This is a genomic window from Streptomyces vietnamensis (genome assembly GCF_000830005.1).
Taxonomy (GTDB): domain Bacteria; phylum Actinomycetota; class Actinomycetes; order Streptomycetales; family Streptomycetaceae; genus Streptomyces; species Streptomyces vietnamensis.
In genome coordinates this window covers 2,704,313-2,727,542 of sequence record NZ_CP010407.1, presented here as the reverse complement: position 1 = coordinate 2,727,542, position 23,230 = coordinate 2,704,313, and the positions used below count along the sequence as shown (strand labels likewise).

Sequence of the window (23,230 nt, the reverse complement as noted above, 5' to 3'; positions counted from 1 at the left end):
GGTGAGGGCCCGTACGCGACGCGTACGGGCCCTCACCGTGTGATCAGGCGGTCAGGATGCCCGGGTCGGACTGGCTCGCGGCACCGGTCTCGACGTGCCCGGCCAGGCGGCGGAGGAAGTCCGCGTGGACCGGGGAGGTGATCGTGACGTCGTACCAGTGGTGGGCGGCGGAGACGTCGAGGCTGTGGGTCGTGGTGCCCTTCGGGACGGCGAGGGACACCGTGGTGCCGTAGGCGTTCGCGATGCTCACCGTCGTCGCCGCGCCCGCGTTGACGAAGGTGAGGTCCAGGGTGCCCGCGGTGGCGTTGTGCCGGGCGGTGACCTCCGGGACCGCCGTCTTGCCGGGGGAGCGGAAGCGGCGGAGGAAGCCGTTGGGGCCGTGGACCGTGAGGTCCGTGGTGCCCTTGGAGTACTTGGTGTTCCAGGTGTCGGCGATCGACTTGTTCGCCTCGGCCGTGTACGTCCACGGGACGTCCGTGCGGTTCGCCGACGTCACGTAGAACTGGGCGCCCGCCGCCGGGCCGCCGCTGAAGGTGAGGGTGTAGGTGCCGGCCGTGGTGTCGGCGGCGCCGTCCACGTACGGGGCGTACTTCAGCGGGCGGGTGGGCTTGCCGCCCGGCTCCTGGCGGGGCATCGTGCCGACGGCCGGGGCGGTGGCCGGGAAGTCCGGGTGGCGGTTCTTGTCCGGCGGGTAGTAGCCGGCCGTCGGCGGCAGCGCGGCCGGCTGCGTGTCCGTGCGCGTGAAGTCGAAGGCCGAGGTCAGGTCGCCGCAGATCGCCCGGCGCCAGGGCGAGATGTTGGGCTCGCGCACCCCGAAGCGGCTCTCCATGAAGCGGATGACCGAGGTGTGGTCGAAGGTCTCGGAGCAGGTGTAGCCGCCCTTGGACCAGGGGGAGACGACGATCATCGGGACGCGCGGGCCGAGGCCGTAGGGGCCGGCAGCGTAGCCGACCTTGCCGTTGAACCAGTCCAGGGAGGTGGCGACCGTGGACTTGCCCCAGGAGGCGTCGCCCGGGACGAACGGCGGGACCACGTGGTCGAAGAAGCCGTCGTTCTCGTCGTACGTGATGAACAGGGCGGTACGGGCCCACACGTCCGGGTTCGAGGTCAGCGCGTCCAGGACCTGCGCGATGTACCAGGCGCCGTAGTTGGCGGGCCAGTTGGCGTGCTCCGAGAAGGCCTCGGGGGCGGCGATCCAGGAGATCTGGGGGAGGGTGCCCGCCTGTACGTCGGCGCGGAGCCTGTCGAAGTAGCCCTCGCCCGCCTTGGCGTTCGTGCCCGTGCGGGCCTTGTCGTACAGCGGGCTGCCCGGCTGCGCGTTCCGGTAGGTGTTGAAGTAGAGGAGGGAGTTGTCGCCGTAGTTGCCGCGGAAGGCGTCGTTGATCCAGCCCCACGAGCCGGCCGCGTTCAGGCCGTCGCCGATGTCCTGGTAGACCTTCCAGGAGACGCCGGCCGCCTCCAGGCGCTCGGGGTAGGTGGTCCAGCCGTAGCCCGCCTCGGCGTTGTTCAGGACGGGGCCGCCGCCCGTGCCGTCGTTGCCGACGTAACCGGTCCACATGTAGTAGCGGTTGGGGTCGGTCGCGCCGATGAACGAGCAGTGGTACGCGTCGCAGATGGTGAAGGCGTCGGCGAGCGCGTAGTGGAACGGGATGTCCTCACGGGTGAGGTGCGCCATCGTGGCCTTGGTCTTGGCCGGGATCCAGTTGTTGTACTTGCCCTTGTTCCACGCGCTCTGGCCGCCCTGCCAGTCGTGGTTCAGGCCCTGGAGGTACTCCATGCCCAGCTTGTCGCTGGTCGGCCGGAAGGGCAGCGTGGTGTTCCCGGAGTTGTCCTCCTGGTTCCAGACCGACTTCCCGCTGGGGAGGGTGACCGGACGCGGGTCGCCGAAGCCCCGTACGCCCTTCATCGCCCCGAAATAGTGGTCGAAGGAACGATTCTCCTGCATCAGGACGACGATGTGCTCGATGTCCTGGATCGTGCCGGTTGATCCCTGCGCCGGTATCGCGGCGGCGCGGGCGATGCTCTCCGAGAGCATCGTGAACGCGGCGGCGCCGCCGGTCAGCTGGAGAAACCGGCGGCGATTGAGGTCGGCCATGGGGGAGTTGTCCTCCGGGGATGCGTGCGAACGGTGGGGGTGCGGGTGCGCGCACGGCCGGACGGACCCGGCCGACGGGCGCCCCAAGGAGAGCGCCCGTGGACCACGGCCCGGCGGCCGTTCCATGACTGCCCGCCGTACGCCAAGCGAACCCCCCGTGCCCGAACGTGAAAACTCACAACCGAACGCCCCCGGTGGGTCATTGACCTCCGGGGGCGTACGTGAACCAACAGAAAACCACTCGCCGAACTGCTCGGCGAACCGGCGAGCGGCGAGCCGGCGGACTACTCGACGACGAGCTCGACCTCGATGTTTCCGCGGGTGGCCTTGGAGTACGGGCAGAACGCGTGCGTCTTCTTCAGGAGCGCGAGGCCCGCCTCGCCCTGGAGGTGGTCGGGGAACTCGGCGCGCATCACGACCGCGAGGCCGAAGCCGCCGTCCGCCGGGTCCTTGCCGATCGAGACCTCGGCGGTGACGGAGGCCTCGGAGATGTCGATCTTCTCCTGGCGGGCGACCACGCCCATGGCGCTGGCGAAGCAGGCCGCGTACCCGGCGGCGAAGAGCTGCTCGGGGTTGGTGCCCTGACCGTTGCCGCCGAGGGCCTGCGGGTGGGCGAGGGGGAGGTCGATGTGGCCGTCGGAGCTGACGGCGCGGCCCTCGCGGCCGTTGGCGGTGGCGACGGCGGTGTAGATCGCGTCCATGGGTGTTCTTCCGTCCTGTCCGGGTTCCGGGAAGTGGTGACCTCTCATTTGTAGCGCACGATTAAGTTGTGCACAACTTAATCGCGTGTGAGGATCCTCGCGTATCCTGGAGCCATGGAGACGCTCGACACGGTCCCGGACGAGGACTTCCTCCGGCTCGACCACCAGATCTGCTTCTCGCTGCACGCGGCGACCCGCGCCTTCAACGGCGTCTACCGCGAGGCCCTCAAGGAGCTCGGGCTCACCTATCCCCAGTACCTCGTCATGCTCGTGCTCTGGGAGCACGGCGAGCTGCCCGTGAAGGGCATCGGCGAGCGGCTGCGGCTCGACTCCGGGACCCTGTCACCGCTGCTCAAGAGGCTCGAAGCGGCCGGACACGTCGAGCGCCGCCGCAGCCCCGAGGACGAGCGGTCCGTCACCGTGCGCCTCACCGGCGACGGCACCGCCCTGCGCGAGAAGGCCCTCGGCGTGCCGCGCCGGATCGCCGCCGCCACCGGCCTCGGCCTCGAGGAGATCCGCGACCTGCGGGAGCGGCTCGACGCGCTCGCCGTCCGGCTCGACGCCGTCGACCCGGACGACCTGTCCTCCTGCGCGACCGGTCTGTAGGACACCCCTTCACGGCGTCGCGTACGCGCGCGCGTGGTTCAGGCCCAGCAGCACGCACACGTCCGTCAGGAGCGGCACGTGGTACGCGAGCGGCCGGGGCCCGGCCTGGTCCGGCCGGGACACGAAGCCGCCGGCCGGCCGCTGCCGCTCCAGGAGGTGGCGCACCGCCCGCCCGGTCGCACCCCGGGCGGACGGCACGGTCGGCGTCCGGGCCACCGCGATCAGCGCGTACGCGGTGCTGATCGGGTCGCTCGGATCGGACGGCACGTGCCCCCAGCCGCCGTCCGCGTTCTGCGTGTCGACCAGCCGGGCCACGGCCCGCTCCCGGGCCCGCGCCACCTCGTGCCGGGCCGGATGGCCGGGCGCCACGGCCAGGAAGGAGTCGTGGGCGAGGACGGTACGGAACAGGGCGTTGCTCTCGTTGAGGCTCCAGCTGCGCTCGAACGGCCCCGCGCCCTCCTGCCGGACCACGACGAACCGGACGCCGGCCTCCACCGCCGACCGGTGCGCGGGCTCGGGCGCCAGCGCGTTCACGGCCGCCGCCGTTATCCCCACCTCGGACGCGGTGCCGTGCTCGAAGGTCGGGAAGCCGCCGTCCGCGCCCTGCCGGGCGAGCAGGTACCGCTCGCCGGCCGCCACCTCGGCGCCGAAGAGCCCCGGGTCCGTCGCCCGCAGGAACTCCACGCAGTACGCGGTGTCGTCCACGTCGCTCTGTGCGACGCCCCGGTCGAACCCCCAGCCGCCGTCGGCGTTCCGGTGCTCCGTCAGCGCCGTCGCGAGGGCCCGCAGGGTGTGCGCGGGGGCGCCCGCCCCGGCCAGGGCGAGCCCGCCGGTCGCCGTCGCGAACACGTCCATGCCCGTGAGGAACGGCAGTCCGCCGTCCTCGCGCAGCCAGGTGCGCAGCTCCCGCGCCCGCGCCCGTACGGTCGCCGCGTACCGGGGCCGGAACCGCAGCGCGAGCAGGGCGAGGATCCGGGCGAGGTGGTTGCCGTACGGGGGCGGGCCGGGCAGCGAGCAGGGTTCGAGCGCCCGCCAGTCCTCCTCCGTCACGAGCCGCGGCGCCCCGGTCCCGTGGGCGTACAGGACCTTGAGGGCGGCCATCTCCGTGATCAGCCACCGCTGTTGGCCGCACGCCTCGAAGGCGGCCCCGGGGGAGGGGAGTTCGGGGAAGGAGTGGGCGCCCAGCTCCGCCAGGAGCGTCTGGAACATCAGCCGCTTGCGCCCGGCGGTGAAGTGGTCGAAGCCGCCGAGCAGCCGGGCGAGCGCGCCCCGCCCGTCCGCGTACTCGCCGAGCGCCGCGCGGGCCGCCGCCTCCTGCACGGGATCGGGGGCGCCCTCGTCCACGGCGGTCTTCAGCCGCCGGGTCAGCCGCTCCTGGGCGTCCGGGTCCACGCCCGTCACCGTGAGCAGCCGCAGGGCCAGCGCGGACTCCAGGAGCCGGCTGTCGCACGGGGCCCGGAGCAGCCCGTCGGGTCCGGCGGCCGCCACCAGACGGGTGGCGAGCCGGGCCCTGGCACGGTCGAGCCGCTCGGCTCCCGGGAGCGGTGCCGGGCGGGGGCCGGGGACGGCGAGGGAGACGCCGGGTAAGGGCAGCGCGCGGTGCGTCATGGTGTCCTTCGGTGGTGTCGTACGAAGAGCGGGGTGGCGGTCAGCGGGGGAAGAGGCGCCGTACGGCCTCCGCGCCGGCCGGGACCAGCGGGGTGTAGCCGCCGGTCAGGACCGCGAGCGGCGCGACGAAGCCGCACCAGGCGATCTCCCGCGGATCGGGCCGGGGCGGGCGGTCCGCCACCCAGCGGTGGACCGTCAGGAAGCAGGCGCCGTGCGGATCGTCGACGCGGATCCGGTACGCCTCGGCGAGGCCGGGCGCCCGCTCCCAGCCCAGCTCCTCGCGGAGCTCCCGGAGCGCGGCCGCGCGGTACTCCTCGCCGCTGCGGACCGCCCCGCCGATCAGGACGTCGTAGTGGTCCGGGTAGGCGGGTGCCGAGGCGGTCCGCCGGTAGAGGAGGACCCGGCCGGAGTGATCGGTGCAGACGGTCGCCGCGTACCGCTTGAGCAGCCCGGAGGGAGGCCCGGCGGCCCGCCCGCCCTGGGCCACCACCCGGTCCCGGGGATCGACGTAGTCGACCCGCTCGGGGGCGTACCGCTCGGGCGCGCGGGGGCCGGGTCCGTACCGCCCGGGGCCGCATCCCTCGGGGCCGTACGCTTCGGGAGTCCGGGCCTCGGGGCCGTACGCCTCGGGAGTCCGGGCCTCGAAGCCGTATCCCTCGGGAGCCCGGGCTCCGGAGCCGTACCGCTCGGGCGCGCGGCCGTCGGGCGGGCGTTCCTCGGGCGCGGGTGCGGGCGCGTTCACGTGCGCTCGCGGACGCGCGCGTGCAGCGGGCCCGCCGGGCGCAGGTTGATGCCGAACACGGCCCCGCCCACCGGCCCGGTCGGCTCCACCTCGAAGCGGGCGAGGAGCGCGCCGAGCAGCTCCTCCATCTCCCGCATCGCGAACCGCGTGCCGAGACAGGCCCGCGGACCCATGCCGAAGGGGAGGTACGCGCCGGGCGGCAGCGGCGACCGGACCGGGAAGCGGCCCGGATCGAAGACCTCGGGCTCGGGCCAGACCTCCGGGTCGCGGTGGGTGAGGTACGGGCAGACGAGGAGGTCCGTACCGGCGGGGATCGCCCAGCCGTCCAGCGTCTCGTCCGCCGGGCTGTGCCGGGGCAGCAGCCAGCCCGTCGGGTAGAGCCGCAGCGTCTCGGAGAGCACCGCCCCGACGGCCCGCGCGTCCCCGGCGGCCCGCTCCATGACCTCCGGATGCTCGCAGAGCAGGACGAACGCCCAGGTCAGCGTGCGGGCGCTGCTCTCGTACCCGGCGGTGAGCAGGGTGACGAGCTCATCGCGGATCAACCGGTCCGTGTACGCCGGATCCGTCCCGGCCGCGTCGAGCAGCCGGTCCAGGACGCTCGCCCCGGCGCCGCCCGCCCGGTGGCGGACCCGGGCGTCGGCGAGCGCCCGGAACATCCGCTCGTCGAGCGCGGCGAGCGCCGCCTCGGCCTCCGGCGGCAGCGTGCTCGCGCCGCCGACCTCGGCGGGGAGCGCCGCGACGACGTCCTGCACGGCCGCCAGGTCGACGTACGTCTCCTCGTCCAGGGGCCGGTCGGTCAGCGAGCGCCAGATCGTGTCGACGGTGAAGAACTGCACGTCCTCGGCGATGTCCGTGGGCTCGCCCCGGCGGGCCCGCTCCGCCCAGCGGTCGACGACGCACGCCGCCGCCCCCGTGATGTGCCGCTCCCAGCGCTGGACGCCCCGGCCCGTGAACATCGCCTGGAGGAGCTTCCGTTGGGACCGCCAGGCCTCGCCCGTGGCGGTGATCATGCCGTCGCCGAGGAGGGGCCTCGCCCGGTGCGAGCGCTTCACGTACCGCTCGCCGCCGACGCCGAGCACCTGGTGCACGTGCCGGGGCTCCGTCACCAGGACCGCCGCCCGGCCGCCCCGGCGGAACCCGGTCAGCCGGCCCGGGGTGTGGGCCCGGCGGAGGAGGTCGACGAGGGGTGCTCCGGAGGCGGTCCAGGCCGACACGGCCTCGTCGTCGAGGTAGTCGGGGGGCATGCCATCCGTCACGCATTGCGATTGCATGATGACGTATCGTAGCGCCCTGAGCGATCTTCAGATCCAGTTCGATCTTCTGCCGCGGTGCCGCTCGCGGTGGCGGGGGGAGGGGGGTGGGTGCACCATGAGCCGCCCGAACGACCCGGCCGGGACCCCGGAGCCGGAGCCCGGGGCGGTCCCCGCCTCCCCGCCCCGGTACGGCCGCGCGCCCGGGGCCTGGCCCCTGCTCGGGCATCTGCCCCACCTGGCCGGCCGGCCGCTCGCCTTCCTCGACTCGCTGTCCGGTCACGGCGACGTGGTCCGCGTGCGGATGGGGACCCGGACCGCCCACGTCGTGAGTCATCCCGCGCTCGTCCGCCGCGTCCTCACCGACCGGCGGTCCTTCGACCGGAGCGGCGTCCTGTACGAGAAGGTCCGCGCACTCCTCGGCAACGGGCTCGCCACCTGTCCGAACGCCGAGCACCGGGACCAACGGCGGGCTCTCCAGCCCGCCTTCCACCCCTCCCTCATGGACCGCTACGCCGCCGTGATGACGGCCGAGACGGCGGCCCTGACCGCGCGCTGGCGGCCCGGAGCGGTCGTCGACGTCACCGAGGAGGCGTTCCGGCTCACCACCGCCGTCGCCGTCCGCACCCTGTTCTCCGCCGGCATCGCCCCGGGCGCCGCCGAGGAGCTGCGCGAGGCCCTCGAAGTCCTGCTGCGCGGGGTCTACACACGGGTCGTGGCGCCCGCCGTCGACCGGGCGCCGTCCCCGTCCCGCCGCCGCTACCGCCGGGCCCTGACCCGCTGGCGTACCGGCGTCGCCGCCATCGTCGCCGCCTACCGGGCGGCCGGGGTGGACCACGGCGACGCCCTCTCGCTGCTCCTCGCCGTGCGCGACGAGCACGGCCGGGCCCTGTCGGACGTCGAACTCGGCGACCAGGTCGCCACCCTGGTCCTCGCCGGCGCAGAGACCACCTCCTCCGTCGTCGCCTGGGCCCTGCGCCTCCTCGCCGACCACCCCGGGGCCACCGCCCGGCTGCACGGGGAGCTCGACACCGTCCTGGCCGGAGACCCCGTCACCGGGGTCGACCTGCCCCGGCTGCCGTACACCCGCGACGTGGTCCGCGAGGCGCTGCGCCTCTACCCGCCGGCCTGGGCGATCACCCGCACCGCCACCCGCGAGACCGAGCTGGCCGGGAAGGTCCTGCCGCCCGGCTCCGTCGTCATCTGCTGTCTCTATCTCCTCCACCGGCGGCCCGAACTCTTCCCGGACCCCGCGCGCTTCGACCCCGGCCGGTGGGCCGGAGCGGACGTGCCGCGGGACGCCTGGCTGCCCTTCGGGCTCGGTGCCACCAAGTGCGTCGGCGACGTGTTCGGCAGCACCGAGGCCGGTCTCGCGATCGCCGCGATCGCCTCCCGCTGGCGCCTGACCCCGGTCTCCCCGCGCCCGCCCCGCCCCGTTCCGCGCATCGTCCTCTCCCCGGGGCCGCAGCCGATGCGGCTCGCGGAGCGGTGAGCCGAGGGGGCCTCCGTTCCGCGTTCACTAAATTGTAAGGAGCATCGGCCGTATCCGCTCCTATACTCGCCTCATGTCCGACATCACCATCCGGCGCGCCACCGCCGACGACTCCCCACGGCTCACCCGGCTCGTCCGGACCTCAGGGGCCTACCGGGGCGACTACGCCGCCATGGTCGAGGGCTACCAGGTCGGCGGCCCGTACATCGAGCACCACCCCGTCTACGTCGCCGTCGACGACGACGGCGGCCGCGTCCTCGGGTTCTACGCGCTCCTCGTCGACGAGGCCGAGCTCGACCTCGCGTTCGTCGCCGACGCCGCCCAGGGACTCGGCATAGGCCGGCTCCTCATGGAGCACATGACCGAGCAGGCCAGGGCCGCCGGGCTCGGCTCCGTGCGGGTCGTCGCGCACCCGCCCGCCGAGGAGTTCTACCTGCGGACCGGCGCCATCCGCACCGGCACCGTACGGCCCACCGGACGCATCCACTGGGAGCGCCCCGAGCTGCGGTACGACGTCGCGTGACCGCCACCCAGGACACCCAGGACCCCCAGGACACCCAGGGAAGCCGGGGGCAGGAGCAGGCGCGGGACCGCCGCAAGGTCCTCGCCGACCTCACCCCGCTGCGCACCTCCGCGCACTTCCGCCGCCTCTGGTTCGGCAGCACCGTCTCCTGGGTCGGCCAGGGCATGACGTCGCTCGCCATCTCCCTCCAGGTGTACGACATCACCCGCTCGCCCTTCTCCGTCGGGCTCGTCGGCCTCTTCTCCCTCGTCCCGCTCGTCGTCTTCGGCCTGTACGGCGGCGCCATCGCCGACACCGTCGACCGCCGCAAGCTCGGCCTCGCCAGCGCCAGCGGCTCCGCCGCGCTCTCCATCGCCCTCGCCGGTGCCGCGTTCGCCGGCTTCCACCACGTCTGGTTCCTGTACGGGATCGTCGCCCTCCAGGCCGTGTGCACCGCGCTCAACGCGCCCGCCCGCTCCTCGATGATCCCCCGGCTCCTGCCGCCCGAGCAGCTGCGCGCCGCCAACGCGCTCAACTCGATGGTCATGACCTTCGGCACGCTCGTCGGGCCGAGCCTCGGCGGCCTGATCGTCGGCCTCGCCGGCTACCAGACCGCGTACTCCATCGACGCCGTCGCCTTCACCGCGAGCCTGTACGCGATGTGGCGACTGCCGTCCATGCTCCCGGAGCGGACCGGCGGCAAGCGGGCCTCCGTCCTCGACGGACTGCGGTTCCTCGCCACCCGCCCCAACCTGCGCATGACGTTCTTCTCGGACTTCTGCGCGATGATCCTCGCCCACCCCCGCGCGCTGTTCCCGGCCGTCGCCGTCCTCTGGTTCGGCGGCGACGCGAAGACCACCGGACTCCTCGTCGCCGCGCCCGCGTTCGGGGCGCTCCTCGGCGGGGTCCTCTCCGGCTGGCAGGGCCGCATCCGCCACCACGGGCAGGCGATCCTCCTCGCCGTCGCCGCCTGGGGCACCGCCATCGCCGTCTTCGGACTCACCCGGAACCTCTGGCTCGGGCTGCTCCTGCTCGCCCTCGCCGGCTACTCCGACACCGTTTCGATGATCTTCCGGAACACGATGATGCAGGTCGCCGCCCCGGACGAGATGCGCGGCCGGCTCCAGGGCGTCTTCATCGTGGTCGTCGCGGGCGGGCCCCGGCTCGGCGACTTCCTCGCGGGCTCCGTCGCCGACCTCACCTCGCCGGCGGTCGCCATCACCGGCGGCGGAATCGCCTGCGTCCTCGCGATCGGACTCCTCGCCCTGTACGGGCGCGGATTCCGCCGCTATGACGCCCTCGATCCGACTCCGTGACCGAACCTCCCCGAACGACCCGGCCCCTCCCGGCGGTTGGCCGCCACGGCGGATGACCGCCAGGGCCGATCGGGGTCGACTCCCGCCCCACGGGCCAAGACTCCTCGCGGCACCCGGACCACCCGGGGGCTACCGGGAGGAATTCCGTCCGTGCCGCGGGTGGGGCGCGGCCGACGGCCCGGGCCGGGGACCGCTCCGGCGCGGGTGCGCGGCGATCACCGCGCACAAGACCGCGAGGGGGAGTTCCGCGACCACGGCCATGACGACGGCGACGGCCAGTTCCGGTCCGGCGGCGGAGGTGGCGAGGTCGACGCAGGCGTCGGCGAGGAGGAGCACCGCCGCGGCGGCCGCGGGCGCGCGGTGACGGCCGTCGGCGCGCAGCAGCCGGCTGCCGGCGGTGAGCAGCGCGGCGGCCTCCAGGGCGTCGAGGGCGACCCAGGCGGCGGCCTCGGGGGGCGGCAGGGCGCCGGCGAGGTAGCCGAGCCAGGGCAGCAGGGCGAGGCCCGCGCCCATGAGCACACGACCCTGCCGGCGGCGGACGCGGCTGAGGCGAGGGGCGCCGTGGGCCGTACCCGATGCGGGGCGACTGCCGTCGGCGGCAAGGGCGATGGAGGAGGTGAGGGCCATGTCGGAGGTCCCTTCCGGGGTCGGGGGCCCGGCCGTCGGGCTCGGGATCAACCCTCCCGTCGCCGCTCTCCGGAGTCAGTAACACCGTTGTCCGTTTTGGGGTGGCACTGGTTGCACCCCCGGCGCGGACAGCAGCTTCATGGCAGGCCGCGGGGGCCGACACCTACGGTGGGGACATGAAGATCCGGACCCGGCTGCGGCGAGCGCTCACCCGCCTGACGCGCGACGCGTCCTTCCTCGCGCTGGGGGCACCGCTCCACCTCCTCATGGTTTCCCTGCTGGCCGGGGTCTACGGACTCCTGTGGGGGGTCATCGGAGGAGCGGACGACAGCGCGCCGATCGCCCTGGGGTTCGTGGTCGTGGCGACGGTGTTCTGCGTCCCCGCGCTGACCGTGGCCCAGCGCTGGCGCTTCCGGCGGCTGCTCGGCATCGACATCCCCCGCCCCGGGCTGCGGCGGCCGTGGCGGCAGCTCGCCTACCACTCCCTGGCCGGGATGCTGTTCGGCACGCTCGAAGCGGTGGTGGCGGTGCTGATCCCGGCCGGACTCGCCCTCTCCCTGACCACGGTGTGGGTCTACGCGATCCCCCGGAAATGGCGGATCGAGCACCCCGAGTACGCCACGCAGGCCGCGTACCTCTCCGTGGCGGGACTGCTCGTGCTGGCGGCCGTCCCGTACCTGGCCGCCGCCCTCGTACGCTTCGAGAGCGAGGTGGTTCCCACCCTGCTCGGCCGCAGCAGGGAAGAGGACCTGGTGCGGCGGGTCGAGGACCTCACCGAGAGCCGGGCCGGCGCGGTCGACGCCGCCGACGCGGAACGGCGCCGCATCGAACGGGACCTCCACGACGGAGCGCAGCAGCGACTCGTGTCGCTCGCACTGAACCTGGGCATCGCCAAGGCCACGCTGGTGGACCTGCCGCCCGAGGCGCGCGAGGTGATCGACGCGGCGCACCGGGAGGCGAAGGAGGCGATCGAGGAGCTGAGCGGTCTCGTACGCGGACTGCACCCCGCCGTCCTGGACGAACTCGGCCTGGACGCGGCCCTGTCGGGACTCGCGGCCCGCGCCCCGCTGCCCGTACGACTGAGGACGGACCTGCCGCGACGGCCGGCGCCCGCCGTCGAGGCGGTCGCCTACTTCGTGGTCTCCGAGGCGCTGACGAACGTCGCCAAGCACGCACGCGAGGCGACCCGGGCCGATGTGACGGTCACCCGGCTGGGCGGGATACTACGGATGGTGATCACGGACGACGGCCTGGGCGGCGCCGACCCCGGCAGGGGAAGCGGCCTGACGGGGCTCGCCCAGCGCGTGCGATCAGTCGACGGAACGTTCCGGATGAGCAGCCCGGTAGGGGGACCGACCATGATGAGCGTGGATCTGCCGTGTCAGAACTGAGGGGCGCGGGGCAGGAGGAGCCCCGCGGACGACGTGCGGTGATCGCCGAGGACTCCGTCCTGTTGCGGATGGGCCTGGTCAAGGTGGTCGAGATGGCCGGCTTCGAGGTGGCCGCCGAGGTGGGCGACGCCGAGGGACTCCTCGCCGCGGTCGAGGAGCACCGGCCCGACCTGGCGGTGGTGGACGTCCGGATGCCACCGGGCTTCACGGACGAGGGAGTGCGTGCCGCGCTGTCGATCCGCCGCAGCCGGCCGTCGACCGCCCTGCTGCTGCTCTCCCAGTACGTCGAGGAGCGCTACGCGGCCGACCTGCTCGCCGCCCACACCAGCGGCGTGGGCTATCTGCTCAAGCAGCGGGTCGCGGACGTCGAGGAGTTCATCGAGGCGCTGCGGCGGGTCGCGGACGGTGGTACCGCGCTCGATCCGCAGGTCGTCGCCCAGCTCCTCGTACGGCGGTCGAACGATCCGCTGGAACGGCTGACGGCCCGCGAACGGGAGGTGCTCGCCCTCATGGCCGAGGGCCGCTCCAACGCGGGCATCGCCGCCCAACTGGTGGTCAGCGAGAGCGCGGTCGCCAAACACATCAACAGCATCCTCGCCAAACTCGACCTCCCCAAGGCGGACGCCGACCACCGCCGGGTCCTGGCCGTGCTGCGTTTCCTGGGAGTGGGCGCCTAGGAGACGGTTCCCGGGTGATCCTCATGAGCGGCCGGCCGTGATCTCGGCCCGCTCCGTGGCCGGCTCGCCTTCGTCCCCGGTCCGGTCGTACGGGTCAGGGCCAGCTCACCGTCGTCGGCGGCGTGCCGTCGTCCTCCACGCGCAGTCGGGCGCCGCCGGCCCCCGCCGACACCTCGACCGTGATCGCGCCGACCCCGGGCCGCCGGTGCGCCGCCGCGAGCGCCCCGCGCAGTACGGTGAGGAGCCTGCCCGCGGTCTCCTCGTCGACGAGCGTGTCGACCGCCCCGGCGAAGTGCACGGACGGCTGGAAGCCGAGCAGGACCGCGGCCCCGCCGGTCTCGCGCAGCACCCGCCCCCGGAAGGAGGTCGGCGCGTCCGCCGGCGGCTGCTGGAGCGCGAAGATGGTCGTCCGGACCTCCTGGATCGTCGAGTCCAGTTCGTCCACGGCCCGGCCGAGCAGCGCGTTCTCGTCGGAGGAGCCGGCCGCCCGCCGGCGGGTGGACTCCAGCATCATCTCCGTGGCGAACAGCCGCTGCACCACCAGGTCGTGCAGGTCACGGGCGATCCGGTCGCGGTCCTCGAAGACCGCGAGGCGCTCCCGGTCGTGCCGTGCGTCCGCGAGGACGAGCGCGAGCGCCGCCTGCGAGGCGAACTGCGAGGCGAGCAGCCGGTCCACCGCCGAGTAGGGCGCGCCGCCGCGCCGCCGGGGCAGGGCGAGGGTGCCGATGAGCTTGCCGCCGCTCTGCAGCGGCAGCATCATCGACGGGCCGAAGCGGGACCGTACGTGCGTCGTCATCCGGGGGTCGGTCGCCGAGTCCTCGACGAACACAGGCTCCCCGCCGAGGAGCTGGACCAGGACGGGGGAGCCGGGCGCGATCGTCGTGCCGACCAGGTCACCCGGGTCGTCCGGGGTGGAGGCGGCGACGATCTCCATCCCGCCCTCCTCGGTGGGCTGGAGGACCACGCCGGCCGAGGCGTCGGCGAGGACGCGGGCCCGCTCGGCGACGGTCGTCAGGGCGTTCTCGGCGGTGGCGCCGGTGAGCAGGGCCGTGGTCACCGCGGCCGCGCCCTCGATCCACCGCTCCCGCTGCCGGGCCGTCTCGTACAGGCGGGCGTTGCCGATGGCGATGCCGGCCTGGGAGGCGAGGACCCGCAGCAGGGCGAGGTCCTCCTCGGTGAAGGGGCCCGCGCGCTTCTCGGTGAGGTACAGATTGCCGAAGACCTCGGTGTGCACCCGGATCGGGACGCCGAGGAAGGTGCGCATCTCCGGGTGGCCCTCGGGCACGCCGGAGGAACGCGGATCGGCCGTCAGGTCGTCGAGCCGCAGCGGCTGCGGGTCCCGGACCAGGGCGCCGATCAGCCCGGCGTGGCCGCCGGGGAGGCGCCCGATCCGCTGCCGCTCCTCGTCCGTCACACCGGAGGTGAAGAGCTCGGTGAGGCGGTGGCGCTCGGGGTCGACGACCCCGAGCGCCCCGTAGCGGGCTCCGGTCAGCTCGGTGGCGGAGTCCACGATGTGCTGGAGGGTGGTGCGGAGTTCGAGGTCCGTGCCGACGCCGAGGACCGCTTCGAGCAGCATGGGCAGGCGGGGGACGTCCTCCGCGTCTGCGGCCTCGGTGCCCTCGTCCATGATCGTCATGGCCTCATTGTCGTGCGAATCATCCGTTTTCGGGTGATCGGGGTTCAGTCCTCGTCGGCGAGCGGGTCGGCGAGCGGGTCCCGCTCCGCCAGCGGGTCGAGGATCATCGGCTGGACCTTGCCCTCCAGCATCGCGCCGAGCCCCAGGATCGCGCACACGTCCGGCCGTTCGGCGATGTGCACCGGCATCCCGGTCGCCTCGCGCAGCATCTGGTCCAGGCCCGGCAGCAGGGCGCTGCCGCCCACCATCATGATCCCGCGGTCCGCGAGGTCGGCCACCAGGTCCGGCGGGCAGTCCCGCAGCACCTTCCCGATGCCGTCGAGGACCGCCGTCAGCGGGGTGTGGATCGCGTCCCGCACGGCGGCGGTGTCGACGGTCACCGAACGGGCCAGGCCCGTCGCGACGTCCCGGCCGTGGATCTCCGTCCAGGCCGGCCCCTGCACGGTCAGGCCGTTGCCGCTGAGGGCCAGTTGCAGCGGGCGCACCGACTGGCTCGGCAGCATCAGCTCGTGGTGGTGGCGCAGGTGCTGGATGACGGCGTGGTCGATGGCGTTGCCGCCGACCGGCATCCGCTCGGCCGTGACGATCGCGCCGAGCGACAGCACCGCGACCTGCGTGGTCGCCGCCCCGCACACCAGGATCATGGTCGCCGTCGGCTGCTCGACGGGAAGCCCGCAGCCCACGGCCGCCGCGATCAGGGTGTCGACCAGCTCGACCCGGCGCGCCCCGAGACCGACGAGGGTCTCCACGGCGGCGCGCTGCGCCAGCGGATCGCTGTCGTGCGGGGTGCAGGCGGCCGCGCGCAGCCGGGGCTTGCGGCGCAGCTGCCGTCGGAGCTTCTCGCCGAGGAGGTGACGGAGCATCCGCTGCGCCATCTCGATGTCGACGACCGTGCCGCCCGAGACCGGGCGCATGACCCGGATGTAGTCGGGGGTGCGGCCGGTCATCTTCTCGGCGAGCGCGCCGACGGCGATCAGCGCTCCGGTACGGGTGTTGACGGCGGCGACGCTCGGCTCGTCGACGACGAGTCCGGCGCCCTTCACGAAGACCCGGGTGCGGGCGGCACCCAGGTCGACGGCGACATGGCAACGACGCAGCTGCTCAAGGCTGACGGTCACGGCGGATCCTCCGGAGTGCGGTGCTGGCACGGGCGAGGGGGGCGCGAGGCGGGTCGCGATTCGCGGTCCTGTTCGCATCGTCCGGCCGTCCGCGGCGCGGCGCGCGCTGGGCTGCGCCGCCCGGGGCTCCGGTGCGGGTGGCGGGCTGCGCGGCCCGGGGGTCCGGTGCGGGCGGGTGGGCTGTGTCGCCCGGCGTCCGGTGCGGGCGGATGTGTGGCGTCGCCCGGGGGCCTGGTGCGGGCGGGTGGGCTGCGTCGCCCGGGGGTCCGGTGCGGGCGGGTCGGCCGTGTCGCCCGGCCTCCGGTGCGGGCGGTGTCGGAGGCCGCACTCCGGGTGAGGGGCATTCCGGGGGCCATCCCTCCCGAAGCGGGAGAATCACGGCGCACCGCCGACGACCTGCGGTTTCCACACAGGATCCTCACTTCCGCGCCTACCTGACGCCGTACCGGGCCGCATAGCCTGCGGGCCCCATGGACTACTGCCACGCGTGCCGGCGGCATCTCAACGGGGCCCTCGCCTGTGCCGGGTGCGGGACTCCCGTCGAGGAACTGCGGTACGAGCCCCCCCACATACCGGTCCACACCCCGGACCACGGTTACGGCGAGCCGACCCGGCCCGCGATCTACGAGATGCCGGGCAGGCCTTCGGCCTACGGTCAACCGACCGCGCCTGCGGCCCATGCGGCGCCGGACCGGGCCGCGGCCTACGGCCAGCCGGCCGCGCCCGCGGGCTACGGCCAGCAGACTGTGCCCGCGTACGGCCAGCAGACTGCGCCCGCGGTCTACGAGACGCCGGACGCGCCCGCCGCCTACGGCCAATCGGCCGCGCCCGCAGCCCACGAGGCGCCGGACGCTCCCGTGGACTCCGACGATCCGGACCGGCCCGCGCCCGAGCACGTCTACGAGCTGGACGTCCTCGAACCGCCGCGCCCGGCCCCCGGCGGGCGCCGTGCCGCCCGCGTCGCCGCGCAGGACCGTTCCGCCGCGCAGGACCGTTCCGCCGCGCGGGGCCGTTCCGCCGCGCGGCGGGGGAGGGGGTCGCGGTCGGGCCGGGGCCGTACGGTCCTGGTGGGGACGGTGGGCCTGGTCCTCGCGGCCGGGACGCTGACCCTGGCGAAGGTCGCCCTGGAGGAGCCGCCGCAGGACGGCGCCGCGACGGCCGTCGAGGAGCTGGAGGTCACCGAGACCCCGCTGTCCCCCACGCCCCCGGAGACCTCCGTGACGCCGGAGGGGACGAGCCCGGCCCCGGCGACGGACGCGCCGAGCTCCGTCCCCGTACGCCCCCGTCAGGTGAGCACGGGCTCGGGCTCGGACTCGGGATCAGGATCAGGATCCGGCTCGGGGGCGGGTGCGGGCTCCGGTACGGGTATGGGAACAGGCGTCGGCTCCGGTACCGGTACCGGTCAAGGGGCCGGCGGCGCCCCCACCGCCGCGCCGACGACCACCGGCCCGGCGTCCCCCTCCGCCACGCCCACCGCGACCGCGACCGCGTCCACGACGGCGAGCGGCCCGACGCCGACCGGCTCGGGAACGCCCGGCACGGCCGCGCCCGCGACCACCGGCCCCACGCCGAGCCGGACCCCGACGCCCAGCCCGACGCCGACCTGCACCCGCTTCCTCTGGTGGTGCGTGTAGAGCGGCGTTACGCGACGTCCACGCCCAGCATGCGCTTCAGCAGGTCCCGGAGCAGGGTCCGCTCGGCCTCGGTCAGCTCGCCGAGCGGCTCACGCGCGAAGTCCAGGGACTCGCGGAGCCGGCGGGCGGTGTCCCGGCCCTCGTCCGTGGGGACGGCCAGCTTGACCCGCCGGTCGTCCGGGTCGGGCCGGCGCTCGACGAGGCCGCGGGCCTCCAGGCGGTCGACGATCCCGGTGATGTTGGAGGGCTCGCACTTCAGCTTCTGGGCGATGCGGCGCATCGGCAGCGGGTCGAGCGAGAGCAGGCCGAGGACGCGGGCCTGGGCGCCGGTCAGCGCGTGCTGCGCGGCCGCCTGCTCGTACTCCTCGTAGTAGCGCGCCACGACCGTGCCGATCAGCTCGACGACTTCGAGGGTCAGGGGGTCCGTGCGTGAGGTGGCCATGGGCCTCAGTCTACCCAGATACTTGACAACATGAAATATCCAGGCGCATGGTTGTTTCAGTCAGTGAACCTTTTGTGATGTCAAGCTTTGCCTGGAGGCCGTGCTCATGTCCGTTCTTCCCGCGTCCAGCCGTGAGTGGCACCTCGTCGCCCGTCCGCACGGCTGGCCCGTGCCGGCGGACTTCGCCCTGCGCGAGACCCCGGTCGCCGCGCCCGCCGAGGGCCGGATCCTCGTGCGCAACCTGCACTTCTCCGTCGACCCGTACATGCGCGGCCGGATGAACGACGTGAAGTCGTACATCCCGCCCTTCAAGCTCGACCAGCCCATGGACGGCGGCGCGGTCGGCGAGGTCGTCGCCTCCAACGCCGAGGGCTTCGCCGTCGGCGACCACGTCCTGCACGGCCTCGGCTGGCGCGAGTACGCCGACGTCCCGGCCCAGCAGGCCACCAAGGTCGACCCGGCGCTCGCGCCCCTCTCCGCGTACCTCGGCGTGCTCGGCATGACCGGCCTCACGGCCTACGCGGGCCTCTTCGAGGTCGCCTCCTTCAAGGAGGGCGACGCCGTCTTCGTCTCCGGCGCGGCCGGTGCCGTCGGCAGCCAGGTCGGCCAGATGGCGAAGCTCAAGGGCGCCTCCCGCGTCATCGGCTCCGCCGGCTCCGACGAGAAGGTCAAGTTCCTCGTCGAGGAGCTCGGCTTCGACGCCGCGTTCAACTACAAGAACGGCCCGGTCAAGGACCAGCTCCGCGAGGCCGCCCCGGACGGCATCGACGTCTACTTCGACAACGTCGGCGGGGACCACCTCGAAGCCGCGATCTCCTCGCTCAACGTGCACGGCCGCGCGACCATCTGCGGCATGATCGCCCAGTACAACGACACCGAGCCGGTTCCCGGCCCGCGCAACATGGCGATGATCATCGGCAAGCGGCTCCGGCTCCAGGGCGTCCTCGTCGGCGACCACTACGGCCTGCAGAACCAGTTCGTCCAGGAGGTCGGCGGCTGGCTCGCCTCGGGCGAGCTGAAGCACCGCGAGACCTTCGTCGAGGGCATCGAGAACGGCGTGGACGCCTTCCTCGGCCTGCTGCGCGGCGACAACACCGGAAAGATGATCGTCTCGACGACCCGCTAGTCTTCCCTCAGCCGTCGCGATCGTGGGCGCGAGTCGTCGACGGAACGAAGAAGGAAGACAACAGCATGTCGATCCAGCACTCCGACGTCCTGTACACCGCCGTCGCCACCGCCGAGAACGGCCGTGACGGCCGTGTCGCCACCGACGACGGTCAGCTCGACGTCGTCGTGAACCCGCCCAAGGCCATGGGCGGCTCCGGCGCGGGCACCAACCCCGAGCAGCTCTTCGCGGCCGGCTACAGCGCCTGCTTCCAGGGCGCGCTCGGCGTCGTCGCCCGCAACGAGAACGCCGACGTGTCCGGCTCGACGGTCACCGCCGAGGTCGGCATCGGCAAGAACGACGACGGCTTCGGCATCATCGTCAAGATCTCGGCGACCATCCCGAACGTGGACGCCGAGACCGCCAAGAGCCTGATCGAGAAGGCCCACCAGGTCTGCCCGTACTCCAAGGCGACCCGCGGCAACATCACGGTCGAGCTCGCCGTCTGATCCCGGACGCGCGCGGAGCGAGGGCCGCACCCCCACCGACAGGGGGTGCGGCCCTCGCCGTGTGCGGACGCACTGCGGCATCATGTCCGTGTCCGGCGGACGGCGGACGGGGGGAGCGAGTGGTGTCGTACAACGGGCCGGAACAGGCCGATCCGGAGCTGATCGGCGGGCGGTACCGCCTCGGCGAGCGGCTCGGCCAGGGCGGCATGGGCGTCGTCCGGCGGGCCACCGACGAGCTCCTCGGGCGCCCGGTCGCCGTCAAGACGCTCGCGCTCGACTCCGGCGCCGACCCGGCGGACGCCCTGCGGGAGGCCCGGGTCGTCGCCCAGGTCCGCCACCCGCACGTGATCGTCGTCCACGACGTCGTCGAGCACGAGGGACGGCCCGCCCTGGTGATGGAGCTGGTCGACGGCGGCTCGCTCGCCGACCGCCTCGCCGCCGGCGGGGTCCTGTCCCCGCGCGAGACCGCGCGGCTCGGGCTCGACCTGCTCGACGCCCTGTCCGCCGCCCACGCCCGCAACGTCCTGCACCGGGACGTGAAGCCCGCCAACGTCCTCCTGGAGAAGGACACCGGCCGGGCGGTGCTCACCGACTTCGGCATCGCCAGCCTCCCCGGGGCCGCGACGCTCAGCCGGACCGGGGTCTTCATCGGCACCCCGGAGTACACGGCACCGGAGCGGATGCAGGGCGGCGACGCGGGACCCGCCTCCGACCTGTGGTCGCTCGGCGCGCTGCTCTGCGCGGCGGCGACGGGCACCTCGCCGTTCCGCCGGGACTCGATCGGCGCGGTCCTGCACGCGATCGTGTACGAGGAGATCCGGCCGTCCGAACGGATGGGGCCGCTCGTCCCCGTCGTCCAGGGCCTCCTCGAACGGGACCCGGCCCTGCGCCTGGGCGCCGCCGAGGCCCGCCGGCTGCTCGCCGCCTGCGCCGCGGGGGAGGACCCGGGGGCGCCGGCCCCCGCTCCGACCGCACGCGCGACCGTCGTGACGGCGGTACGGGACCGGGCCATGGTTCCGGACCCGGCGGTTCCGGCCGCTGCCGCTGTCGCAGCCCTCGCCGCCGTCCCGGACACGGCCACCGGCGACCGGGGGAGCGGGAGCCGGAGACCGAAGGCGCTGCCGTTCGTGGCCGCCGCCGTCGCGGTCTGCGCCGCCGCGGCGACGGTGGCGGTGCTGGTCGCGATGAAGGACGAGCCGCCGACGGGGGCGGCGGGGCGTCCGTCCGGCACGGTCGGCTCCACGACGAGCTCCGCACCGGCCACGACCACCCCGGCCCCCACTTCCGCCCCGCCTTCCACCGCCGCCTCGACGGCCGGCGCCGCTCCCGGCTCCGAAGCGGACCGGTACCCGTCCAGGGAGGTCACCGACGCGAGCGGCTTCGCCCTGCTCGTCCCCGTCGGGGCGACCCGCTCGAGCGACGGCGTCCGGGTGTTCTACACCTCGTCGGACGGGGCCGTACGGGTCGGGGTGCGGATCCGGCCGATCCCGCCCGGCGGGGCGATCGGGGTGATGCGCACCTCCGACGAGAACGGTCCGCAGAGCAACCCGGGGTACCGCGACGCCCTGGTCCAGGAGACGACGCACAGGGGACTGCCCGCCGCCCGCTGGGAGTTCACCTGGAACGGCTTCACCGGCGCCGAGGGCCCCCGGCACACCATCGACGTCTGCTGGGAGAAGGGCGGGACGCTGTACGACGTGTGGGTGTCCGCCCCGGTGGACCGCTCCGAGGAGGGCCGCATCCGCTTCGACGACGCCCTGGAATCCTTCCGTACGACCGGCGGTTAGGGTGGCCCCATGCGTGATCTCGGGGTGGGTTTCAAGTACCTGGTACAGGGCCAGAAGTGGGTCGGCCGGCACGGGCGGTGGCTCGGCTTCGGGCTGCTGCCCGGGCTCGTGACGCTCGTCCTCTACGCGGCGGCGCTCGTCGGCCTCGGCTACGGCGCCGACGACCTGACCGCGTGGGCGACGCCGTTCGCCGACGACTGGTCCTCGCCCTGGCTCGGCATCTTCCGCGGCACCCTGACCGCGCTGGTCTTCGCCTTCGGGCTCTTCCTCGCGGTGATCACCTTCACCGCCGTGACCCTCCTCGTCGGCCAGCCCTTCTACGAGTCGCTCTCCGAGGAGGTCGACCGCAGCGAGGGCGGCGAGGTCCCCGAGTCGGGCCTGCCGCTCTGGCGCGAGCTGTGGATCTCGGCCCGCGACAGCCTGCGGATCCTGCTGCGGGTCGCGCTGTACGGCGTACTGCTCTTCGCCTGCGGGTTCATCCCCGTCATCGGCCAGACCGTCGTCCCCGCCATCGGCTTCTGCGTCTCCGGCTTCTTCCTCACCGAGGAGCTGACGGCCGTCGCGCTCCAGCGCCGGGGCGTCGAGCTGAAGGAGCGGCTGCGGCTGCTCCGCGGGCGCCGGATGGCCGCCCTGGGCTTCGGCGTTCCGCTGACGCTCGCCTTCCTGGTGCCCTTCGTCGCCGTCTTCCTCATGCCGGGAGCGGTCGCCGGAGCCACCCTGATGGCCCGTGACCTGCGCGGCGAGACGGCGGGGGACGGTGCCGAGGAGGACGACCGGGAGGACGACCGGGAAGGCGGCGACCGCCCGGTCGACGGCGGCGCCGCCTACCGTCACACGGCCGGGAACCCCTCGCACGGCTGATCCGGAGGAGCACCCGGTCGATCCCGGAGGAGCACCCGGTCGACCCCGGAGGAGCACCCGGTCGAACCCGGACGGGTACCCGGCCCCGTGGCCCCTCAGGGTTCGAAGACCGGGTGCAGTTCCGGCCGCGCGTCCCACCAGGCCCGGTGGAAGGCGTTGTTGTCGACGTTCGCCAGATAGGCGCGGGCCGCCGCCCCGTACAGCAGCTCCGCCTGCGGGGCGGGGACCGCCGCCCGGTTCCAGGCGAGCCGGATCCGCCCCGTCACCGGGTCGCCCTCCAGGGGGCGCAGGACCGTGCCCTCGGCCGCCGGGGCCGTCGGCTGGCTCATCGAGATCGCCCGGCCCGACGCGATCAGGTCGTAGTGCATCTTCCGGTCGGCGACCCGGTGCCGCAGCGAGGGCGTGAACCCGGCCTTCTCGCAGGCCGCGACCAGCGCCTCCGGCCCGCCGTCGTCGTCCTCCACCAGCGTCATCCACGACTCGCCCGCGAGCTCGGCGAGCGCGATCCGCTCCCGGCCCGCCAGTGGGTGCGCCGCCGAGAGCCGCACGCAGAACGGCTCCTTGGGGACGAGCGTGCGGGCCGAAGTGCCCTCGGGCAGCGGCACCTCGTGGTCGTTGACCTCCCCGTACAGCACGGCGTCGTACCGTCCCGCGCCGAGCTGCCGGGTCAGCGTCGTCGCCGAGTGCTCCACGGTGACGGCGATCTCCCGCCCCGTCACGACCTGCTCCAGTTCCCCGAGCAGCCGGTCGACGAGGACGAGCAGGATGCAGCCGAGCCGCAGCGGGGTGTGCGGGGCGGCGGCCCGCGCCCCGGCGGCCAGCGCGTCCATCTCGCCGAGCACGAGCCGCGCCTTGGAGAGCACGAACTCGCCCAGCGGGGTGGGCTCCACCCCGTGCCGGCCGCGTAGGAAGAGCTCCCCGCCCGCGACCCGCTCGATGCGGCGGAGCTGCGCGGAGAGCGCCGGCTGCGAGACCCCGAGCCGCCCTGCGGCCCGCCCCAGGCTGCCGGCTTCGGCTATCCGGCAGACGGCCTCTAGATGCCTCAACTCCAGCTGCATTTCAGCAGCGTACGCAGCGGTGGCTGGTCTGCACCATAACCCGTGTCTTATGCCGCATGAGATGTCCCGAACT

At 74.0% G+C, this 23,230-nt stretch carries 21 protein-coding genes; 11 read left to right on the top strand and 10 right to left on the bottom strand.

Annotated elements, in window-relative coordinates; all coding sequences use genetic code 11:
* Positions 1–43 precede the first annotated feature (43 nt).
* Together SVTN_RS12150 and SVTN_RS12145 are read right to left on the bottom strand one after the other, a co-directional pair.
* Positions 44–2,095, bottom strand: a complete 2,052-nt coding sequence (locus tag SVTN_RS12150; RefSeq protein ID WP_041129102.1) for a phosphocholine-specific phospholipase C — start codon at positions 2,093–2,095, stop codon at positions 44–46.
* Positions 2,096–2,379: 284 nt separating this feature from the next.
* Positions 2,380–2,796 (bottom strand): organic hydroperoxide resistance protein, encoded by a 417-nt coding sequence (locus SVTN_RS12145; RefSeq protein WP_041129101.1) that lies wholly within the window; start codon positions 2,794–2,796, stop codon positions 2,380–2,382.
* A gap of 114 nt (positions 2,797–2,910) precedes the next feature.
* Between SVTN_RS12145 and SVTN_RS12140 the strand changes: the two genes are divergently transcribed.
* On the top strand, positions 2,911–3,402 hold the full coding sequence (locus SVTN_RS12140; protein ID WP_041129100.1) for a MarR family winged helix-turn-helix transcriptional regulator: 492 nt from the start codon (positions 2,911–2,913) through the stop codon (positions 3,400–3,402).
* A gap of 9 nt (positions 3,403–3,411) precedes the next feature.
* Here the strand turns inward: SVTN_RS12140 and SVTN_RS12135 are convergent, their stop codons facing one another.
* Genes SVTN_RS12135 through SVTN_RS12125 form a run of 3 tightly spaced genes read right to left on the bottom strand, consistent with a single transcriptional unit; the run spans position 3,412 to position 6,996 of the window.
* Positions 3,412–5,010: a prenyltransferase/squalene oxidase repeat-containing protein gene (locus tag SVTN_RS12135; protein WP_052499077.1), complete on the bottom strand. Its 1,599-nt coding sequence runs from the start codon at positions 5,008–5,010 to the stop codon at positions 3,412–3,414.
* 40 nt (positions 5,011–5,050) lie between these two features.
* Positions 5,051–5,752, bottom strand: a complete 702-nt coding sequence (locus tag SVTN_RS45490) for an NUDIX domain-containing protein (protein ID WP_245727521.1) — start codon at positions 5,750–5,752, stop codon at positions 5,051–5,053.
* Positions 5,749–6,996 (bottom strand): cytochrome P450, encoded by a 1,248-nt coding sequence (locus tag SVTN_RS12125; protein WP_041129099.1) that lies wholly within the window; start codon positions 6,994–6,996, stop codon positions 5,749–5,751. Before SVTN_RS12125 ends, SVTN_RS45490 begins: the two co-directional genes overlap by 4 nt.
* 124 nt (positions 6,997–7,120) lie before the next feature.
* Here SVTN_RS12125 and SVTN_RS12120 point away from each other — a divergent pair, with 124 nt between their 5' ends.
* From SVTN_RS12120 to SVTN_RS12110, 3 genes are all read left to right on the top strand, one after another.
* Positions 7,121–8,494: a cytochrome P450 gene (locus SVTN_RS12120; RefSeq protein WP_159026443.1), complete on the top strand. Its 1,374-nt coding sequence runs from the start codon at positions 7,121–7,123 to the stop codon at positions 8,492–8,494.
* Between the two features lie 73 nt (positions 8,495–8,567).
* Positions 8,568–9,017, top strand: coding sequence for a GNAT family N-acetyltransferase (locus tag SVTN_RS12115; protein ID WP_052499076.1), 450 nt, complete (start codon positions 8,568–8,570; stop codon positions 9,015–9,017).
* A gap of 98 nt (positions 9,018–9,115) precedes the next feature.
* A complete protein-coding gene (locus tag SVTN_RS12110; RefSeq protein WP_099055296.1) occupies positions 9,116–10,312 on the top strand; it encodes an MFS transporter in 1,197 nt (398 codons plus the stop codon).
* Positions 10,313–10,441: 129 nt separating this feature from the next.
* On the opposite strand, the gene SVTN_RS12105 is transcribed toward SVTN_RS12110, so the two are convergent.
* A complete protein-coding gene (locus SVTN_RS12105; protein ID WP_245727519.1) occupies positions 10,442–10,939 on the bottom strand; it encodes a hypothetical protein in 498 nt (165 codons plus the stop codon).
* 176 nt (positions 10,940–11,115) lie between these two features.
* On the opposite strand from SVTN_RS12105, the gene SVTN_RS12100 reads away from it, so the two are divergent.
* Positions 11,116–12,330 carry a sensor histidine kinase gene (locus SVTN_RS12100; RefSeq protein ID WP_041129096.1) on the top strand — a complete coding sequence of 405 codons (1,215 nt, stop codon included), beginning with the start codon at positions 11,116–11,118 and terminating at the stop codon, positions 12,328–12,330.
* 38 nt (positions 12,331–12,368) lie between these two features.
* On the top strand, positions 12,369–13,007 hold the full coding sequence (locus tag SVTN_RS12095) for a response regulator (protein WP_041129095.1): 639 nt from the start codon (positions 12,369–12,371) through the stop codon (positions 13,005–13,007).
* A 94-nt stretch (positions 13,008–13,101) separates the two neighbouring features.
* Here the strand turns inward: SVTN_RS12095 and SVTN_RS12090 are convergent, their stop codons facing one another.
* Both SVTN_RS12090 and SVTN_RS12085 read right to left on the bottom strand, forming a co-directional pair.
* Positions 13,102–14,643, bottom strand: coding sequence for a GAF domain-containing sensor histidine kinase (locus SVTN_RS12090; RefSeq protein ID WP_078908318.1), 1,542 nt, complete (start codon positions 14,641–14,643; stop codon positions 13,102–13,104).
* A 44-nt stretch (positions 14,644–14,687) separates the two neighbouring features.
* Positions 14,688–15,761 (bottom strand): rod shape-determining protein, encoded by a 1,074-nt coding sequence (locus SVTN_RS12085; protein ID WP_041129094.1) that lies wholly within the window; start codon positions 15,759–15,761, stop codon positions 14,688–14,690.
* A 470-nt stretch (positions 15,762–16,231) separates the two neighbouring features.
* Here SVTN_RS12085 and SVTN_RS43180 point away from each other — a divergent pair, with 470 nt between their 5' ends.
* A complete protein-coding gene (locus SVTN_RS43180) occupies positions 16,232–17,395 on the top strand; it encodes an SCO2400 family protein (protein WP_041129093.1) in 1,164 nt (387 codons plus the stop codon).
* 7 nt (positions 17,396–17,402) lie between these two features.
* On the opposite strand, the gene SVTN_RS12075 is transcribed toward SVTN_RS43180, so the two are convergent.
* The gene (locus tag SVTN_RS12075; RefSeq protein ID WP_041129092.1) at positions 17,403–17,837 is read right to left on the bottom strand and encodes a MarR family winged helix-turn-helix transcriptional regulator; all 435 of its coding nucleotides are present in this window, start codon (positions 17,835–17,837) and stop codon (positions 17,403–17,405) included.
* Between the two features lie 106 nt (positions 17,838–17,943).
* Between SVTN_RS12075 and SVTN_RS12070 the strand changes: the two genes are divergently transcribed.
* From SVTN_RS12070 to SVTN_RS12055, 4 genes are all read left to right on the top strand, one after another.
* Positions 17,944–18,963, top strand: coding sequence for an NADP-dependent oxidoreductase (locus tag SVTN_RS12070; protein ID WP_041129091.1), 1,020 nt, complete (start codon positions 17,944–17,946; stop codon positions 18,961–18,963).
* A gap of 65 nt (positions 18,964–19,028) precedes the next feature.
* Complete coding sequence (locus SVTN_RS12065; protein WP_030693363.1) at positions 19,029–19,451, top strand: organic hydroperoxide resistance protein; 423 nt, start codon at positions 19,029–19,031, stop codon at positions 19,449–19,451.
* Positions 19,452–19,573: 122 nt separating this feature from the next.
* Positions 19,574–21,238 (top strand): serine/threonine-protein kinase, encoded by a 1,665-nt coding sequence (locus SVTN_RS12060; protein ID WP_281192346.1) that lies wholly within the window; start codon positions 19,574–19,576, stop codon positions 21,236–21,238.
* A 9-nt stretch (positions 21,239–21,247) separates the two neighbouring features.
* Positions 21,248–22,099 (top strand): EI24 domain-containing protein, encoded by an 852-nt coding sequence (locus SVTN_RS12055; RefSeq protein ID WP_052499075.1) that lies wholly within the window; start codon positions 21,248–21,250, stop codon positions 22,097–22,099.
* Between the two features lie 95 nt (positions 22,100–22,194).
* On the opposite strand, the gene SVTN_RS12050 is transcribed toward SVTN_RS12055, so the two are convergent.
* Positions 22,195–23,157, bottom strand: coding sequence for a LysR family transcriptional regulator (locus SVTN_RS12050; RefSeq protein ID WP_041129090.1), 963 nt, complete (start codon positions 23,155–23,157; stop codon positions 22,195–22,197).
* Positions 23,158–23,230 lie beyond the last annotated feature (73 nt).

What these genes read in the sequence shown, in the direction of transcription:
- SVTN_RS12125 (WP_041129099.1), bottom strand. Translation starts at nt 6,996, where the DNA reads ATGCCCCCCGACTACCTCGACGACGAGGCCGTGTCGGCCTGGACCGCC.
- SVTN_RS12055 (WP_052499075.1), top strand. Translation starts at nt 21,248, where the DNA reads ATGCGTGATCTCGGGGTGGGTTTCAAGTACCTGGTACAGGGCCAGAAG.
- SVTN_RS12140 (WP_041129100.1), top strand. Translation starts at nt 2,911, where the DNA reads ATGGAGACGCTCGACACGGTCCCGGACGAGGACTTCCTCCGGCTCGAC.
- SVTN_RS12090 (WP_078908318.1), bottom strand. Translation starts at nt 14,643, where the DNA reads ATGACGATCATGGACGAGGGCACCGAGGCCGCAGACGCGGAGGACGTC.
- SVTN_RS12100 (WP_041129096.1), top strand. Translation starts at nt 11,116, where the DNA reads ATGAAGATCCGGACCCGGCTGCGGCGAGCGCTCACCCGCCTGACGCGC.
- SVTN_RS12135 (WP_052499077.1), bottom strand. Translation starts at nt 5,010, where the DNA reads ATGACGCACCGCGCGCTGCCCTTACCCGGCGTCTCCCTCGCCGTCCCC.
- SVTN_RS43180 (WP_041129093.1), top strand. Translation starts at nt 16,232, where the DNA reads ATGGACTACTGCCACGCGTGCCGGCGGCATCTCAACGGGGCCCTCGCC.
- SVTN_RS12145 (WP_041129101.1), bottom strand. Translation starts at nt 2,796, where the DNA reads ATGGACGCGATCTACACCGCCGTCGCCACCGCCAACGGCCGCGAGGGC.
- SVTN_RS12070 (WP_041129091.1), top strand. Translation starts at nt 17,944, where the DNA reads ATGTCCGTTCTTCCCGCGTCCAGCCGTGAGTGGCACCTCGTCGCCCGT.
- SVTN_RS12105 (WP_245727519.1), bottom strand. Translation starts at nt 10,939, where the DNA reads ATGGCCCTCACCTCCTCCATCGCCCTTGCCGCCGACGGCAGTCGCCCC.
- SVTN_RS12050 (WP_041129090.1), bottom strand. Translation starts at nt 23,157, where the DNA reads ATGCAGCTGGAGTTGAGGCATCTAGAGGCCGTCTGCCGGATAGCCGAA.
- SVTN_RS12075 (WP_041129092.1), bottom strand. Translation starts at nt 17,837, where the DNA reads ATGGCCACCTCACGCACGGACCCCCTGACCCTCGAAGTCGTCGAGCTG.
- SVTN_RS12065 (WP_030693363.1), top strand. Translation starts at nt 19,029, where the DNA reads ATGTCGATCCAGCACTCCGACGTCCTGTACACCGCCGTCGCCACCGCC.
- SVTN_RS12115 (WP_052499076.1), top strand. Translation starts at nt 8,568, where the DNA reads ATGTCCGACATCACCATCCGGCGCGCCACCGCCGACGACTCCCCACGG.
- SVTN_RS12150 (WP_041129102.1), bottom strand. Translation starts at nt 2,095, where the DNA reads ATGGCCGACCTCAATCGCCGCCGGTTTCTCCAGCTGACCGGCGGCGCC.
- SVTN_RS12120 (WP_159026443.1), top strand. Translation starts at nt 7,121, where the DNA reads ATGAGCCGCCCGAACGACCCGGCCGGGACCCCGGAGCCGGAGCCCGGG.